A 14,179-nucleotide genomic window follows, 5' to 3' on the forward strand; every position below is an offset into this window, starting at 1 on the left:
GACGGGCGACAATTTTCGGCTTAGAACCGAGAAGACAACGATTTCTCCAGCGCTTCGAGAAGAAGAAATGGTTCAGGTCGATCTCAATTCCGATCTCGGTGAAGGCTACGGCGCTTACACCTGCGGCGACGATGACGCGATGCTCGGCATCGTCACGTCGGCGAATGTCGCGTGCGGCATGCATGCGGGCGATCCGGAGATCATGGCCAACGCGTTCAAGGTTGCGCGCGAGCGCGGCGTCGCCATCGGCGCGCATCCGGGCTTCCCGGATTTGTGGGGATTCGGACGCCGCCGCATTCCGTATTCGACCGGAGAAATCGAACGCTTCGTCGCGTATCAGATCGGCGCCGCGCAGGGCCTCGCGTCTTACTCAGGCCACCGCATCACTTACGTGAAAGCGCACGGCGCCGTCGCCAACATCGCGGCGGAAGATCGCTCCGTCGCCGACGCTATCGCTAAAGCCGTGAAGGCCGTCGATCCGAGCCTCGTTCTGCTCGCCATCGCGCTGACCGAACAAGTCTCAGCCGGTGAAGCCGCGGGCCTGACCACCGTGCAGGAAATTTTCGCCGATCGCGGCTACGACGATCGCGGCCAGCTCATCGCGCGCTCGAAACCCGGCGCGATGATTCACGATCAAGAAGAAGCCGCCTCGCGCGTCGTCGAAATGGTGACAGAAGGCGTCATCATCTCGGCCTCCGGCAAGCGCCTACCGACGCGCGTGCAGTCGATCTGCGTGCACGGCGATTCCGGCCACGCGGTCGCAATGGCGAAGCACGTGCGCGGCGCGCTCGAACAATCAGCCATCGCGCTCAAGAGCTTTGTATGAGCGAGCCGCGCTTCCTCGACGCCGGCGAAGCTGCGCTCGTTGTGGAATTCGGCAGCGGCGTCGATCCTGCGATCAACGAACGCGTGCTCGCGCTCGACGCCGCGATTGCTGATGCACCGCCTGAGGGCTTGCGCGAACTCGTCCCGACCTATCGCTCGTTGATGATCCATTACGATCCGCTGCGGCTCGATCGCGACGCGCTGGTCTTGCTCGTGCAGGACCGTTTGAAATCCGCCGGCACGCGCAAGCGCAAGACCGCGCTGTGGACGCTGCCGTGCTGTTACGAACTCCCCTACGCCGAAGACCTTGCCGAGATGGCGGGCCTCATGAAACTCTCGGCCGTGAAAGCCGCTGCAATCCACGCGAACGCCACATACCGCGCCTACATGTACGGCTTCGCGCCTGGCTTCACGTACTTGGGCGGACTGCCGAAAGAAATTGCAATCTCGCGCCGCGAGAAACCGCGCCCGCCGCATGACTCGAAAGTCATCCTCGTCGGCGGCGGCCTCAGCGCCATCGCGACTTTCGCGATGCCGACCGGGTGGTACGTCGTCGGCCGCACGCCCGAGCGGCTCTATGCCCCGGACCGCGACAACGCATTCCTGATGGAGCCCGGTGACGACATCCGTTTCGAGCCAATCGACGGTGCGACATTCCAAGACCTCGATCGCCGCGCTGAAGCCGGCGAAGTCGTCGCCAAGAGGACAGCGCGATGACGCTGCGCACTCTCTCGGCCGGTCCTGGCTGCACGATCCAAGATAGCGGCCGCCACGGCTATCTCCGTTACGGCGTCACCGGTGCAGGCCCGATGGACCCGCTTGCGCATGCGATCGCTAACCGTGCGCTGAGTAATCCGGCAGGCGCCGCCGCGATTGAAGTCTCGCTCGGCGGCATCGAAGTGACCAGCGAGACCGAGACACTCGCGCTCGCCTTCGCGGGCGGAGACTTTGCCGCGACACTCGATGGGCAACCGCTTCCGTCAGCCGCAATCGCCTTGATCGAGCCCGGCGCAAAATTGAAACTCCGCGCGGGGCCATCGGGAAACTGGTGCTATCTCGCCGTCGCGGGCGGCTTCAATGTACCCCTCGTCCTCGGCTCAGCTTCGACGCATACGCGCACGCAGATCGGCGGTCTGCAGGGCCGCGCTCTCAAAGTCGGCGATACGATCCGCACCGGTAAGCCGGCTTACTCCGCATTCTTCAACGCTATCATCGATGCTCCGATCCTCGATCGTCCGCCCGAGACGATCCGCGTTCTCCTCGGCCCGCAAGACGACTATTTCGCGGCAGACGAAATCGAGAAATTCCTCGCCGGTCCGTGGACAATTTCAGCGCGCGGCGACCGCATGGCGTGCTTCCTCGAAGGCCCGAAACTCACGCATTCGCAAGGGTACAACATCACGTCGGACGGCATCGCGATGGGCGCGATCCAGGTGCCGGGCGAAGGCCAGCCCATCGTCCTCATGGCCGACCGTCAATCCACCGGCGGCTATCCGAAGATCGCGACGATCATCGGTCCCGATCATGGCCGCCTTGCGCAAGCGCGCCCCGGCACCAGCATCCGCTTCCGCGCGGTCTCTCACAAAGAAGCCGTCGCGGCCCGCGCCGAGGAACACGCCTTCCTCGCCGGGCCGATCAAAGCCGAGCCGCTGATCCGCACCGAATTCTCATCCGAGTTTCTGCTTGGCCTCAACCTGATTGATGGGTATGTCGACGCCGAGCAACGCCCCTCGAAGTAGCAGAGAGAAGAAGAGCGCATGTCCCAAGACGCCAAGAAAGACGCCAAAATTATCGAAGTGCTGTCGCAGATCACCACCGCGACACTCACCACGATCCTGCTCAAGAAGGGCCTGCGCAACGTTTGGATCCGCGGGACGATGCCGATCCGCGAAGGCCAGAAGCGCCTGGTCGGCCGCGCCTTCACGCTCCGCTTCGTCCCGGCCCGCGAAGACCTCGCGACGCCTGAGTCTTGGTCATCGCCGAAGTCCACCCGCGCCGCCATCGAAGCGATGCCGGAAGGCTGCATCGCGGTCGTCGACGCAATGGGCGTCACCGACGCCGGCATCTTCGGCGACATACTGTGCGCCCGCATGCAGAAGAAAGGCGTCGCCGCGCTGATCACCGACGGCGTCGTGCGCGATATGGCGGGCGTGCTCTCGACCAATCTGCCGGTCTGGTGCCAAGGCGCGGCCGCGCCGCCGTCCGTCGCCGGCCTCACCTTCGTCAACTGGCAGGAGCCGATCGCCTGCGGCGGCGTCGCCGTATTTCCGGACGACATCATCGTCGTCGATGACGATGGCGCCGTGCTGATCCCGGCCGCGCTTGTCGACGCCGTCGTCGAACTCGCCCCCGAGCAGGAGCGGCTCGAAGCCTGGATCATGAAGGAAGTCGAAGCCGGCTCCGCCCTGCCCGGCCTCTATCCGCCGAACGCCGAGAACAAAGCGCGTTACGAAGCGTCGAAGAAGTAAGCGTCGACGCCGCGCGGCGCGATCACTCCCACTCGATCGTGCCGGGCGGCTTCGACGTCACGTCGTAAACGACGCGGTTGACGCCGCGCACCTCGTTGATGATGCGCGTCGCAACGCGGCCGAGGAACGCCATGTCGAACGGGAAGAAGTCCGCCGTCATGCCGTCGGTCGACGTCACCGCGCGGAGCGCCAGTACGCTCTCGTAGGTGCGTGCATCGCCCATCACGCCGACCGTGCGCACCGGGAGCAATACCGCGAACGCCTGCCAGATCGTATCGTAAAGCCCTGCTTTGCGGATCTCCTCGATGTAGATCGCATCCGCGAGCCGCAGAATATCGAGCTTCTCTTTCGTGATCTCGCCCGGGCAGCGGATCGCGAGACCCGGCCCTGGGAAGGGATGCCGACCGACGAAGGCTTCAGGCAAGCCAAGCTCGCGGCCGAGCACGCGCACCTCGTCTTTGAACAATTCGCGCAGCGGCTCCACGAGCTTCATATTCATGCGCTCGGGCAGACCGCCGACGTTGTGGTGCGACTTGATCGTCACCGACGGGCCGCCCGTGAACGACACGCTCTCGATCACATCCGGATAGAGCGTGCCCTGCGCGAGGAAATCGGCGCCGCCGATCTTCTTCGCTTCTGCCTCGAACACGTCGATGAACAGACGGCCGATCGTCTTGCGCTTCGCTTCCGGGTCGGCCCCCGCCTTCGCGAGCTCACCGAGGAACATCTCTTCGGCATTCACGTGCACGAGCGGAATGTTGTAGTGATCGCGGAACAGCGTCACGACCTGCGTCGCTTCGCCGAGCCGCATCAATCCGTGATCGACAAACACGCACGTGAGCTGTTCGCCGATCGCTTCGTGGATCAGCACCGCTGCAACGGCTGAGTCCACGCCACCCGAGAGACCGCAGATCACCCGGCCTTTGCCGACCTGAGCGCGGATTTTCTCGATCGACTCTTCGCGGAACGCGCGCATCGTCCAATCGCCGGTGAGGCCCGCGATCTTGCGTACGAAGTTGCGTAGCAGCTTCGCGCCGTCCGGCGTGTGCACGACCTCGGGATGGAACTGCACGGCGTAGAAATCGCGCTTCGTGTCGGCAATCGCCGCGAACGGCGCATTGTCGGACACCGCGATGACTTCAAACCCCGGCGGCAGATGCGTGACGCGGTCGCCGTGGCTCATCCAAACCGGATAGCGCTTGCCCTTCTCCCACACGCCCTCGAACAACGGGACGCTTTCCTTCACCTCGATCTCGGCGCGGCCGAACTCGCGGTGATGTCCACCTTCGACGCCGCCGCCGAGCTGCGCCGCCATCGTCTGCTCGCCATAGCAAATGCCGAGAACCGGGATGCCCGCATCGAAGATCGCCTGCGGTGCGCGCGGCGAAACCTGCTCGGTGACCGAGGCCGGTCCGCCGGACAGGATCACGCCCTTCGGCCGCATGGTCCGGAATGCCTCTTCGGCTTTCTGGAACGGCACGATTTCGGAATAGACGCCTTCCTCGCGCACGCGCCTTGCGATGAGCTGCGTGACCTGCGAGCCGAAGTCGATGATGAGGATTTTGTCGTGGGATTGGTCAGCCATGACGGCAGTTAACGGAAGCCACCTCGGGTGGCAACCGCCATTGCCGGGAATCCAGAGGAATCCCTAGCCTTCCCGCCTCAAAACGCTAACAAAAAACCCATCGGTCTCGGTGGTCCGCGGGGTCATCAGGATGCCCTCGGCCGAAAGCCGCGCCGCCTTGCCGAACACCATCGCGCGCTCGCCGAGCGCCGAGATGACCTCGTCCGGCAAAATCACCGAAAAACTCTTCGATCGGCTGAGGAAACTGCGCACCTGCGCGCCGTTCTCGTTGTCCAGCACCGAGCACGTGACGTAGGCGAGCCGCCCGCCCGGCCGCACCAGGCGCGCGGCGCGGTCCAGCACCTCGGCCTGCTCGCGCTCTCGGATTTCCAAGGCGCCGGGCCGGATACGCCATTTGGCGTCCGGGTTGCGCCGCCACGCGCCGCTGCCCGTGCACGGCGCATCGACCAACACGAGGTCGGCGCTGAGATCGAACTCGGCAAGGACGTCGGTCTTGCCGCGCGGCGTCAGCACTTTGACGCATTTCGCGCTGGCGCGCTCGAGACGCGCATAGATCGGCGCTAAGCGCCGCTTGTCGCTGTCGGTCGCGATGACCTCGCCGCGGTTGTGCATGAGTGCCGCGAGCGCGAGGCTCTTGCCGCCGGCCCCGGCGCAAAGATCGATAACACGCTTGCCGCCCTCGGGCGCGGCGAACAAGGCCGCAAGCTGCGAGCCTTCGTCCTGCACCTCGAACATGCCCTTGAGATAGCCGGGCTCCGATTGCAGCGGCGGCGCCTTCGCGTCCGAGCCGAGCGCGATGCGCACGCCCGTCGGCGACCAGCGGGTCGGCTGCGCGTGATACTCGGCAAGCTCCGCCGCAACCTTCTGCGCATCGCTCTTGATCAGGTTGGCGCGGAGATCGACCGGCGCGCGCGCCGCCAGCGCCGCACCCTCTTCGGCACGGTCATCGCCGAAGCTTGCCGTGAGATAAGGGTCGAGCCATTCCGGATAATCCCCCGCGACCCACGCGGGAGCCGACGATACATCGGCCGTATCGAGCCGCGCACGCTCGTCTTCGCTCAACGGCGACGGTGCGAAGCGCCCACCGTCCGTCAGCTTCTCGATCGCCGCGAGATTGAAATTGCGCTCACGCTTGAGCATCCCGAGCGCGATGGCGCGCGGGCTCTCGTCGCCCATGATCCATGCCGAAGACGCACGTTTGCGCAGCGCATCGAAAGTCAGCGAACCGATCGCCGCGCGATCGCCAGACCCTGCGAAGCGATGCGCGAGACCCCAGTCTTTCAACGCATCGGCGGCGGGCCGCCGCCGAGCGATGATGTCGTCAAGAACTTCGATGGTCGCCGAAAGTCGTGCTGCGGGGGTCATAATCCAAAAATCACATCGATGGCGAACAGCGCCCACATAATGACGAGCACAATCGCACTGAGAAAAAAGAAGCCGCCACGCAATTGAAGTTTGTTCGACGTGACCGCGATGAAAGCTTGCGCGAGACGCGCCGCGACGAAAATCCACGCCAGAATGACGAACAGAAAATCAGCCTGCCGCGTGATGATCGCGAGAATGCAGAGAACGTAGAAAAGAACCGGCAGCTCGAACTGATTGCGGAAAGCATTCGCAAACTTGGTCGGCTGCTCGGGCCAATTCGGCTGCCCGAGCACGATGTCGCGCGGATGAACGCTTTTGTCGTTCAGCACGCCGATCCGCGTGAAGATCATGCCGAACATCAGCGCAAAGGTGAGCGCGACCTGAACGAACAGCGGAACGAGCGTTGCCTGGACCAGCATGTTACTTCGCGTCCGGTGCGACGCGCACGACGGTCTTGCCGAAATTCTCGCCGCGCAGAAGGCCGATGAAAGCGCTCGGCGCATTCTCGAGACCATCGACGATATGTTCGCGGTGCTTGATCTCGCCGCTCTTCACCCATGCCGCCATGTCGCGGCGGAAGTCGGCTTCGCGCGCGGCGAAATCCCACACGATGAAACCGCGGATCGTGAGACGCTTCGTCAAAACGGCACGGAACAGCTGCGGCACCTTGTTCGGACCTGCCGGCAATTCCGTCATGTTGTATTGCGAGATCAGTCCGCACACCGGCATGCGTGCGAAGAAGTTGAACAGCGGAAAAACCGCTTCGAACACCGGACCGCCGACATTCTCGAAATAGACGTCCACACCCTTCGGGCACGCCTCTTTAAGATGCTCCGCCATACCGGGCGCTTTGTGATCGATGCATGCATCGAAGCCGAGTTCCTCGACGACGTAGCGGCACTTTTCCGGCCCGCCCGCGATACCGACGGCGCGTGCGCCTTTCAGCTTCGCGATCTGTCCGACGAGTTGCCCGACTGCGCCGGACGCCGCCGCGACCAAGACCGTCTCGCCGGCCTTCGGCTGACCGATTTCGAGCAAGCCCGTGTAAGCCGTCATGCCCGGCATACCGAGCACACCGAGCGACGGCGCCAGCGGCTGCCCCGCGTCGAGCTTGCGCAGACCCTTGCCGTTCGACACCGCGTGGCTCTGCCAGCCAAGGTGGCCCGCGATATGCTCGCCGACTTTGAACTTCTCGTTGTCGGACGAGACGACTTCGCCGACGAGCTCTCCCTGCATGAGACCGCCGACTTCGACCGGCGCAGCATACGATGCCGCATCGCTCATGCGCCCGCGCATGTACGGATCGAGCGAGAGATATTTCGTGCGAACCAGAATTTCGCCCGCGCCGGCTTTCGGCACCGGACCTTCTTCGAGACGGAAATTGTCCGGCGTCGGCTCCGCCTTCGGGCGCGACGTCATGATGATGCGGCGGTGGGTTTCGGCCATGTCTCTCTCCCGGACATTCGGTGTTCGGGAGGGACATACGCGGATTAGCGCTAAGCCGCAAATTATGCGGCCGAGGCCTCAACTTTTTCCCCGAACAGCTCAAACGCTTGCGGCAGAATCTCCGAAACTGGAATCGCAACAGCTTTTGAAGCAGTCGTTCCACTCTCGTTCAGCCAAGCCTTCACTAGCGCGTAGCCAAGGCTGTACCCGCCCCAGCGCGGAAAGTTTGCGCTGTTCCCTGTGCCAAAGAACCATTTTGGGTGATCATAGGAGACTGCCGAAAGCTCTCCGATGGCGTTGGCCGCCAGCTGACGGAGGGGTACACCGCTAACCTCAACGGCGTAGTTCGGCGTCGGACAGCCGACTTCTTCCTCGTAACATTGCGCTAGGCCTTCGGAGATCAAAGCCTCACCAAGCGTCGTGCCGTAGCCCGGCCCGGCAAATCGCGTGGCGTGGTGCAGCTCGTGAGCAAGCTGCGCACGCAACTGCAGTGCGATCGATCCCTTCTCACGACCATCGCAACGCGGATCGACGCCAATGGTTATCAAATGCGCGGACTGAGCAAACCCTTGCGCGTCCCATCCCGCGATTGGTCGATGCGTTGGCGTTAAAAGAACGTCGACATTCTTGGCATCGATCGGCGGACCAACGTCCGCTAATGCGGCTTCCAGATAACCAACGAGCTGCGTCAAACGGCCGGGTGCAAATTCACTCCCCGCGTCGAGCGGGACAAAACGAACAGACATCGAAATGAACTCCAAGAAATAACATCGTGAAATTCGTTTCTTCTTGTTTCGGGCCCAGCGACTTATCCGCGGCCCGGGTAATTCGGGCTTTCGCGCGTGATCGTCACATCGTGAACGTGGCTCTCGCGCAGACCGGCCGACGAGATGCGCACGAAGCGCGCCTTCTTGCGGAACTCTTCCAATGTCGGTGCGCCGACATAGCCCATGGCGGCGCGGAGGCCGCCGGCGAGCTGATGCAGCACGTGGCCGGCCGAGCCCTTGTAGGCCACCTGGCCCTCGACGCCTTCCGGCACGAGCTTGAGCGAGTCCTTGATGTCTTGTTGGAAGTAGCGGTCGGCTGAGCCGCGCGCCATCGCGCTCACCGAGCCCATGCCGCGATACGATTTGTACGAGCGGCCCTGATAGAGGTAGACCTCGCCCGGCGTCTCGTCCGTGCCCGCGAGCAGCGAGCCCACCATCGCGCATTCGGCGCCGGCCGCGAGCGCCTTCGCAAGATCGCCCGAGAATTTGATGCCGCCGTCGGCGATGACGGGAATGTCGTTCTTCTGCGCGGCTTCGACCGAATCCATGATCGCTGTGAGCTGCGGAACGCCGACGCCCGCGACGATGCGCGTCGTGCAAATCGAGCCCGGCCCGATGCCGACCTTGATCGAATCCGCGCCTGCGTCGATCAGCGCTTGAGCGCCGTCGGCTGTCGCGACATTGCCGGCGACCACTTGCACCATATTCGACAGTTTCTTGATGCGGTTGACGGCGGCGAGCACGCCGCGCGAATGACCATGCGCCGTGTCGACGACGACGAGATCGACGCCTGCGTCGATCAACTGCTCGGTGCGCGCAAACCCCTTGTCGCCGATCGTCGTCGCAGCGGCGACCCGCAGACGGCCCTGCTCGTCCTTGCACGCATTCGGATTGGCGACCGCCTTTTCGATGTCCTTCACCGTGATGAGGCCGACGCAACGATACGCATCATCGACGACGAGCAATTTCTCGATCCGATGTTGATGCAAGAGGCGCTTGGCCTCTTCGTGATTGACGCTCTCCGTCACCGTGATGAGGCGATCCTTCGTCATCAATTCGGAGACGGGCTGCGACAGGTTCGTCGCAAAACGTACGTCGCGGTTGGTGAGAATACCAACCAGCTTGCCGGCGCGGCCATTGCCCTTCTCGACCACTGGAATGCCCGAGATGTTGTGCGCCTTCATGATGTCGAAGGCTTCGGCGAGCGTCGCGCTCGGGTGGATGGTGACCGGGTTCACCACCATGCCGGATTCGAACTTCTTCACCTGCCGGACTTCGGCGGCTTGTTGATCGGGCTCGAGGTTGCGGTGAATGACGCCGAGGCCGCCGGCCTGCGCCATGGCGATCGCCATGCGGGCTTCCGTGACGGTGTCCATCGCGGACGCGAGGATCGGAATGTTCAGCTTGATCGTGCGCGTGACGCGCGAGCGGACATCGACATCTGAAGGGAGAACGTCCGAGAGCCCAGGCTGCAGCAGAACGTCGTCGAACGTTAAACCTTCGCGAAATTCTGCCATCGCCATCTCCATTTTCTAACGCGGATAAGTTGCCGCGCCGGTCGACCCTAGGGTCGCCGTTTGGAATCGATCCCGTCTGGGGAGTTGGCGGTGGTCGTTAGCACGCTACCGCGCGGGATAACAAGCGCCAATTTGCTGCTTCGCAACAAAGTGGCTTACAGCCGGTAACTAAGGCCGATATCCCGGCGGCGGCTGCCCGGTCCGGTTGATCGCATCGACAACCTCGCGGTGCCTCCGCTCGCCGCGCCGCATCGATATGGCGATGATCGCATGCGCGCTCGAAACCAGCATGAGGCCGGGCGAGAGCAGCAGGATCGAGAACACCAGACACACGACCCAGACGATGGCACTCAGGATCGCGTGGAACGGCTGCCCGTTGAGGAGCAGCGCAACCGGCGGAAGAAAGAAAGCCAAGACGTAGATCATCCAAGCCCCCTGTTGAGGAGGCTCTGATGTAGTGCGCCGATCGTGAATTGAAAGAGCCGCTGGACTCAATCCGTCATGGTGAGGAGCCGCGTCTGCGAAGCAGAAAGCGGCGTCTCGAACCACGACGGCCGAGGCGCGGCTACATCCCGGGGCCGTCGTCCTTCGAGATGCCCGCTTGCGCGGGCTCCTCAGGATGACGGGTCAGGCGCGACTACTTACACGCCTTAGCTTCGCGCATCTCAAGGCCGCTCAGCTTGCCGTCGAGCGCGAAGGTGCCGTAGTCGATTTTGATCGCGCGCGCGACACCGTTCTCGTAGATCTCGAAGCTGATCGCATACGCCGGCGTCTGATCACCGTCGTTCTTGCCCTTCTCGAAATAACTGATCGTGACGGGCCAGCGCTTCAGGCTCGCAAGGCTCGCCTGCCCGGCCGCCGCGTCGTCGGGAGCTTTTGCCCCGGCCGCGATTTCGCCGCCGATAACGGTGAGCGAGTTGTAGATCTTCTCGCCATTGTCGGAGCCGTCATAGACCGCGACTTCAAGCAGCTTCTTGCCGTCGCGTGCCGTGATAATGATCTGGCGCATATGCTCGGACGGGAAAATAACATCGCCGAGTTCGACCGTCTTCGCCGCCGGCTTCGTCAGCTTCACGGAAGACTTGGCACCGCTGCGCGAGCCCTGGCCCTCGGAATGATCGGCAGGTTTGTTGTCGAGGAAGTTCTGCGTCACGAACCGGAACGACGATCCGTCGCCGTCCTCGAAATTCGTCGTGCGCAGATCGCTGGTGACCTTCTTGCCCTCACCGGAGTCGAGTTCGGTGACCTGGCGGAAGTTCAGCGTGTAGCCCTCACACGGCGAACCGGCGAAATCGTACAAGATGCGGCCGCGCACCGAGTCCAGCGAGTCCTTGCCGGAGGTCCGCACCAGCGAAAGATCGTAGACCGCGCGATGACCCGCTAGCGGAGCTTGATCTGGTGGTTGTGCGAGCGCCGTGCCGCCGAGCAACGCAACCAGCGCGAGACCTGCAAAATTTGAACGATAACCCATCGATTCGATCGCCTTTATGGTTCCGGAACATATGGTGGCGGCTCGCCGCGGCACAATCGTGGCAGACCCGTACGGCGTTCCGTGCCTCTTTAACGTGACTTGCGCTCATGCCCCCGATCGGCCAAGACTGCGCCCGATTTACGGCTGAGGACGAGGAGAAACGTATGGCTGGTAACGTCGAGAAGCGCTTGGAAGAACTCGGAATTGTTCTCCCCTCACCGACAACGCCGGTCGCAAATTATGTTCCCTTCGTGCGTACGCATAATTTTCTCGTCCTCTCCGGCCAGATTTGTTTCGGCGCAGACGGCAAGCTCGTCGCCAAGGGCAAACTCGGCGGCGGCGTGTCGATCGAGGACGGTCAGAAGGCCGCACGCGCCTGCGCGATCAACCTCCTGGCACAGATCAAGGCCGCGGTCGGCGATCTCGACAAGGTCGCCCGCGTCGTCCGCCTTGGCGGCTTCATCAATTCGATGCCGGACTTCACTGACGGCCCAAAGGTTATGAACGGCGCGTCCGACCTCATGGTCGAGGTATTCGCCGACAAGGGCCGCCATGCCCGCTCCACCGTCGGCGTCGCATCGCTGCCGGCCGATGCTGCCGTTGAAGTCGAAGGCTACTTTGAGGTCGACTAACAAGAACTGACGCGGAATCGCGCGACTGGGAATGACATGGACTGGCTGACGGCGCGTCCGATAGCGCATCGCGGGCTTCACACCGCCTCCGAAGGCGTTATCGAGAATATGCCGTCCGCCTTCACGGCCGCTATCGGCGGCAACTACGCGATCGAATGCGACGTCCAATGCTCGGCCGATGGCGAAGCAATGGTGCATCACGACGGCGTGCTTGACCGCCTGACCGAGACCACCGGCCCGCTCGGCGGCCGCACCGTCGCCGAACTCAAGCGTGTCGACTTCAGAAACACCGCCGACCGCATGCTCACGCTCGGCGAGTTGTGCGATTTGGTCGCCGGCCGCGTTACGCTCATCGTCGAGATCAAACACCAGCGGGACGCAAAGTCCCCGCTGCCGAAGCGGGTTGCCGATGTGCTGTCGAGCTACAAAGGGCCGGTCGCGACGATGTCGTTCGACCCGGACCAGATCGCGACAGTGCGCGAGCAAGCGCCAAACCTCGTTCGCGGCATCGTCGCCGAGCGGAATTTCCATCCGAAGGACTGGGGTCCGATGAGCGGTTGGGAGCGCTTCCGCCTCGCCCACCTTCTCCATGCCCCGACCTCAAAGCCTCAATTCGTGTCCTACCGCGTCGCCGATTTGCCCGCGCTGGCGCCGACGCTGGCGCGCGCCCTCTTCGGAATTCCGCTGATCTGCTGGACCGTCCGCACCCCCGAGGATCGCGCCCAGGCCGAAGCCTGCAAGGCGCAGATCACCTTCGAGGGCTTCCGCGCCTAACCGGATGCAGCCGAGCCTTGCGGTGCACGCGCTTGCGTGCGCCGCCGCAAAGGCCAATATTCGGACCGTGACTTCTCTTTCCGTTTTCAGCGCATGAGCGGCGGCGAGCTGCGCATCCGGGTCCTCAATGCGATCGCGGACGTACCGGCCGCGGCCTGGAACGCTTGCGCAAATCCGGCCGGATTTGGACCCGGCAGGCCGCAAGAAAACGCGGCACTGAACGCGGAATCAGAGTCTCAAGATCGCGCTTACAACCCGTTCATCACGCACGAATTTTTGCACGCGCTGGAAGCGTCCGGCTCTGCCACCGGGCGCACCGGATGGCAGCCGCAGCATCTCGTGATGGAGAACGATGACGGCGGCATCATTGGCGCGACGCCCTGCTATCTGAAGTCCCACTCGCAGGGCGAATACATCTTCGATTGGGGCTGGGCCGACGCCTTCGAGCGCGCCGGCGGCAACTACTACCCGAAGCTTCAAGTCTCGGTGCCGTTCACGCCCGCGACCGGCGAGCGCCTTCTCGTCGCATCCGGCGAGAACGTCGATGCGGTGCGGATCGGGCTTGCCTCTGGGCTCGCCGAGCTGTGCAGCATGCGCGAAGCATCGTCCGCTCACCTCACCTTTTTGACGGAGCCCGAGCAGGAACTTCTCGGCAAAGCCGGGTTCCTCAAGCGCTCCAGCCAACAGTTCCATTGGGAGAACCAAGGCTACGCAACCTTCGACGATTTCCTCACCGCGCTCGCCTCACGCAAGCGCAAAGCAATCCGCCGCGAGCGTTCGGAAGCAGTCGTAAACGACATCGAGATCGAATGGCTCACCGGCGCGTCGCTGACTGAAGCCGCCTGGGACGCCTTCTTCGCGTTCTACATGGACACCGGCGCTCGCAAGTGGGGCCGCCCTTATCTCAAGCGCCCGTTCTTCTCGGCTATCGGCGAGACCATGCGCGACGCTGTGCTGCTGGTCATGGCCAAGCGCGAAGGCCGCTACATCGCCGGCGCGCTGAACTTTATCGGCTCCGATACGCTTTATGGCCGTCACTGGGGCTGCATCGAAGAACATCCCTTCCTGCACTTCGAGCTCTGCTACTACCAAGCGATCCAATTCGCGATTGAGCGCGGGCTGAAGCGGGTCGAAGCCGGCGCGCAAGGCGAACATAAACTCGCGCGCGGCTATCTCCCGGTTGTGACCCGCTCCGCACATTACATCGCCAATCCGAATCTACGCCGCGCGGTGTCCGATTTCGTCCGCCGCGAGAGTGCGGAGATCGCCGCGATCAACGAAGCGCTCAGCGAAGCCGGCCCGTTCCGCAAGGATTGACGTCGCGCGCCA

15 protein-coding genes are annotated in these 14,179 nt (G+C 63.3%); 7 read left to right on the forward strand and 8 right to left on the reverse strand.

The genetic code is table 11. The features are described 5' to 3' along the window. The first annotated feature begins 67 nt into the window (after positions 1-67). Genes GJW30_RS16635 through GJW30_RS16650 form a run of 4 tightly spaced genes read left to right on the forward strand, consistent with a single transcriptional unit; the run spans position 68 to position 3,293 of the window. Positions 68-826 (forward strand): LamB/YcsF family protein, encoded by a 759-nt coding sequence (locus GJW30_RS16635; RefSeq protein WP_096357305.1) that lies wholly within the window; start codon positions 68-70, stop codon positions 824-826. Further along, the gene (locus GJW30_RS16640) at positions 823-1,542 is read left to right on the forward strand and encodes a 5-oxoprolinase subunit B family protein (RefSeq protein WP_096357307.1); all 720 of its coding nucleotides are present in this window, start codon (positions 823-825) and stop codon (positions 1,540-1,542) included. The genes GJW30_RS16635 and GJW30_RS16640 overlap by 4 nt, the downstream gene beginning before the upstream one ends. Further along, positions 1,539-2,564 (forward strand): 5-oxoprolinase subunit C family protein, encoded by a 1,026-nt coding sequence (locus GJW30_RS16645; RefSeq protein WP_096357309.1) that lies wholly within the window; start codon positions 1,539-1,541, stop codon positions 2,562-2,564. Before GJW30_RS16640 ends, GJW30_RS16645 begins: the two co-directional genes overlap by 4 nt. A gap of 18 nt (positions 2,565-2,582) precedes the next feature. Then, positions 2,583-3,293, forward strand: coding sequence for a ribonuclease activity regulator RraA (locus GJW30_RS16650; RefSeq protein WP_096357311.1), 711 nt, complete (start codon positions 2,583-2,585; stop codon positions 3,291-3,293). A 22-nt stretch (positions 3,294-3,315) separates the two neighbouring features. Here GJW30_RS16650 and guaA read toward each other — a convergent pair whose 3' ends face one another. From guaA to GJW30_RS16690, 8 genes are all read right to left on the reverse strand, one after another. After that, positions 3,316-4,878 (reverse strand): glutamine-hydrolyzing GMP synthase, encoded by a 1,563-nt coding sequence (gene guaA / locus GJW30_RS16655; protein WP_096357313.1) that lies wholly within the window; start codon positions 4,876-4,878, stop codon positions 3,316-3,318. 63 nt (positions 4,879-4,941) lie between these two features. Then, positions 4,942-6,243 carry an RsmB/NOP family class I SAM-dependent RNA methyltransferase gene (locus GJW30_RS16660; protein ID WP_096357315.1) on the reverse strand — a complete coding sequence of 434 codons (1,302 nt, stop codon included), beginning with the start codon at positions 6,241-6,243 and terminating at the stop codon, positions 4,942-4,944. Further along, positions 6,240-6,662: an MAPEG family protein gene (locus GJW30_RS16665; RefSeq protein ID WP_157746772.1), complete on the reverse strand. Its 423-nt coding sequence runs from the start codon at positions 6,660-6,662 to the stop codon at positions 6,240-6,242. The genes GJW30_RS16660 and GJW30_RS16665 overlap by 4 nt, the downstream gene beginning before the upstream one ends. A 1-nt stretch (position 6,663) precedes the next feature. After that, positions 6,664-7,689 carry an NADP-dependent oxidoreductase gene (locus GJW30_RS16670; protein ID WP_096357319.1) on the reverse strand — a complete coding sequence of 342 codons (1,026 nt, stop codon included), beginning with the start codon at positions 7,687-7,689 and terminating at the stop codon, positions 6,664-6,666. A 62-nt stretch (positions 7,690-7,751) separates the two neighbouring features. Continuing rightward, the gene (locus GJW30_RS16675; RefSeq protein WP_096357321.1) at positions 7,752-8,435 is read right to left on the reverse strand and encodes a DUF2268 domain-containing putative Zn-dependent protease; all 684 of its coding nucleotides are present in this window, start codon (positions 8,433-8,435) and stop codon (positions 7,752-7,754) included. A 62-nt stretch (positions 8,436-8,497) separates the two neighbouring features. Next, positions 8,498-9,973, reverse strand: coding sequence for an IMP dehydrogenase (gene guaB, locus GJW30_RS16680; protein ID WP_283804846.1), 1,476 nt, complete (start codon positions 9,971-9,973; stop codon positions 8,498-8,500). A gap of 168 nt (positions 9,974-10,141) precedes the next feature. Then, on the reverse strand, positions 10,142-10,399 hold the full coding sequence (locus tag GJW30_RS16685) for a hypothetical protein (protein WP_096357325.1): 258 nt from the start codon (positions 10,397-10,399) through the stop codon (positions 10,142-10,144). A 211-nt stretch (positions 10,400-10,610) separates the two neighbouring features. Further along, complete coding sequence (locus GJW30_RS16690; RefSeq protein WP_096357327.1) at positions 10,611-11,444, reverse strand: cell envelope integrity EipB family protein; 834 nt, start codon at positions 11,442-11,444, stop codon at positions 10,611-10,613. 164 nt (positions 11,445-11,608) lie between these two features. Here GJW30_RS16690 and GJW30_RS16695 point away from each other — a divergent pair, with 164 nt between their 5' ends. The 3 genes from GJW30_RS16695 (at position 11,609) to GJW30_RS16705 (ending at position 14,167) form a co-directional block, all read left to right on the forward strand. Continuing rightward, positions 11,609-12,076 carry a RidA family protein gene (locus GJW30_RS16695; RefSeq protein WP_096357329.1) on the forward strand — a complete coding sequence of 156 codons (468 nt, stop codon included), beginning with the start codon at positions 11,609-11,611 and terminating at the stop codon, positions 12,074-12,076. Between the two features lie 36 nt (positions 12,077-12,112). Then, a complete protein-coding gene (locus GJW30_RS16700; RefSeq protein WP_096357331.1) occupies positions 12,113-12,850 on the forward strand; it encodes a glycerophosphodiester phosphodiesterase family protein in 738 nt (245 codons plus the stop codon). 93 nt (positions 12,851-12,943) lie between these two features. Further along, positions 12,944-14,167 carry a GNAT family N-acetyltransferase gene (locus GJW30_RS16705; RefSeq protein WP_096358876.1) on the forward strand — a complete coding sequence of 408 codons (1,224 nt, stop codon included), beginning with the start codon at positions 12,944-12,946 and terminating at the stop codon, positions 14,165-14,167. Positions 14,168-14,179 lie beyond the last annotated feature (12 nt).

It is taken from the genome of Variibacter gotjawalensis (assembly GCF_002355335.1).
GTDB lineage: Bacteria > Pseudomonadota > Alphaproteobacteria > Rhizobiales > Xanthobacteraceae > Variibacter > Variibacter gotjawalensis.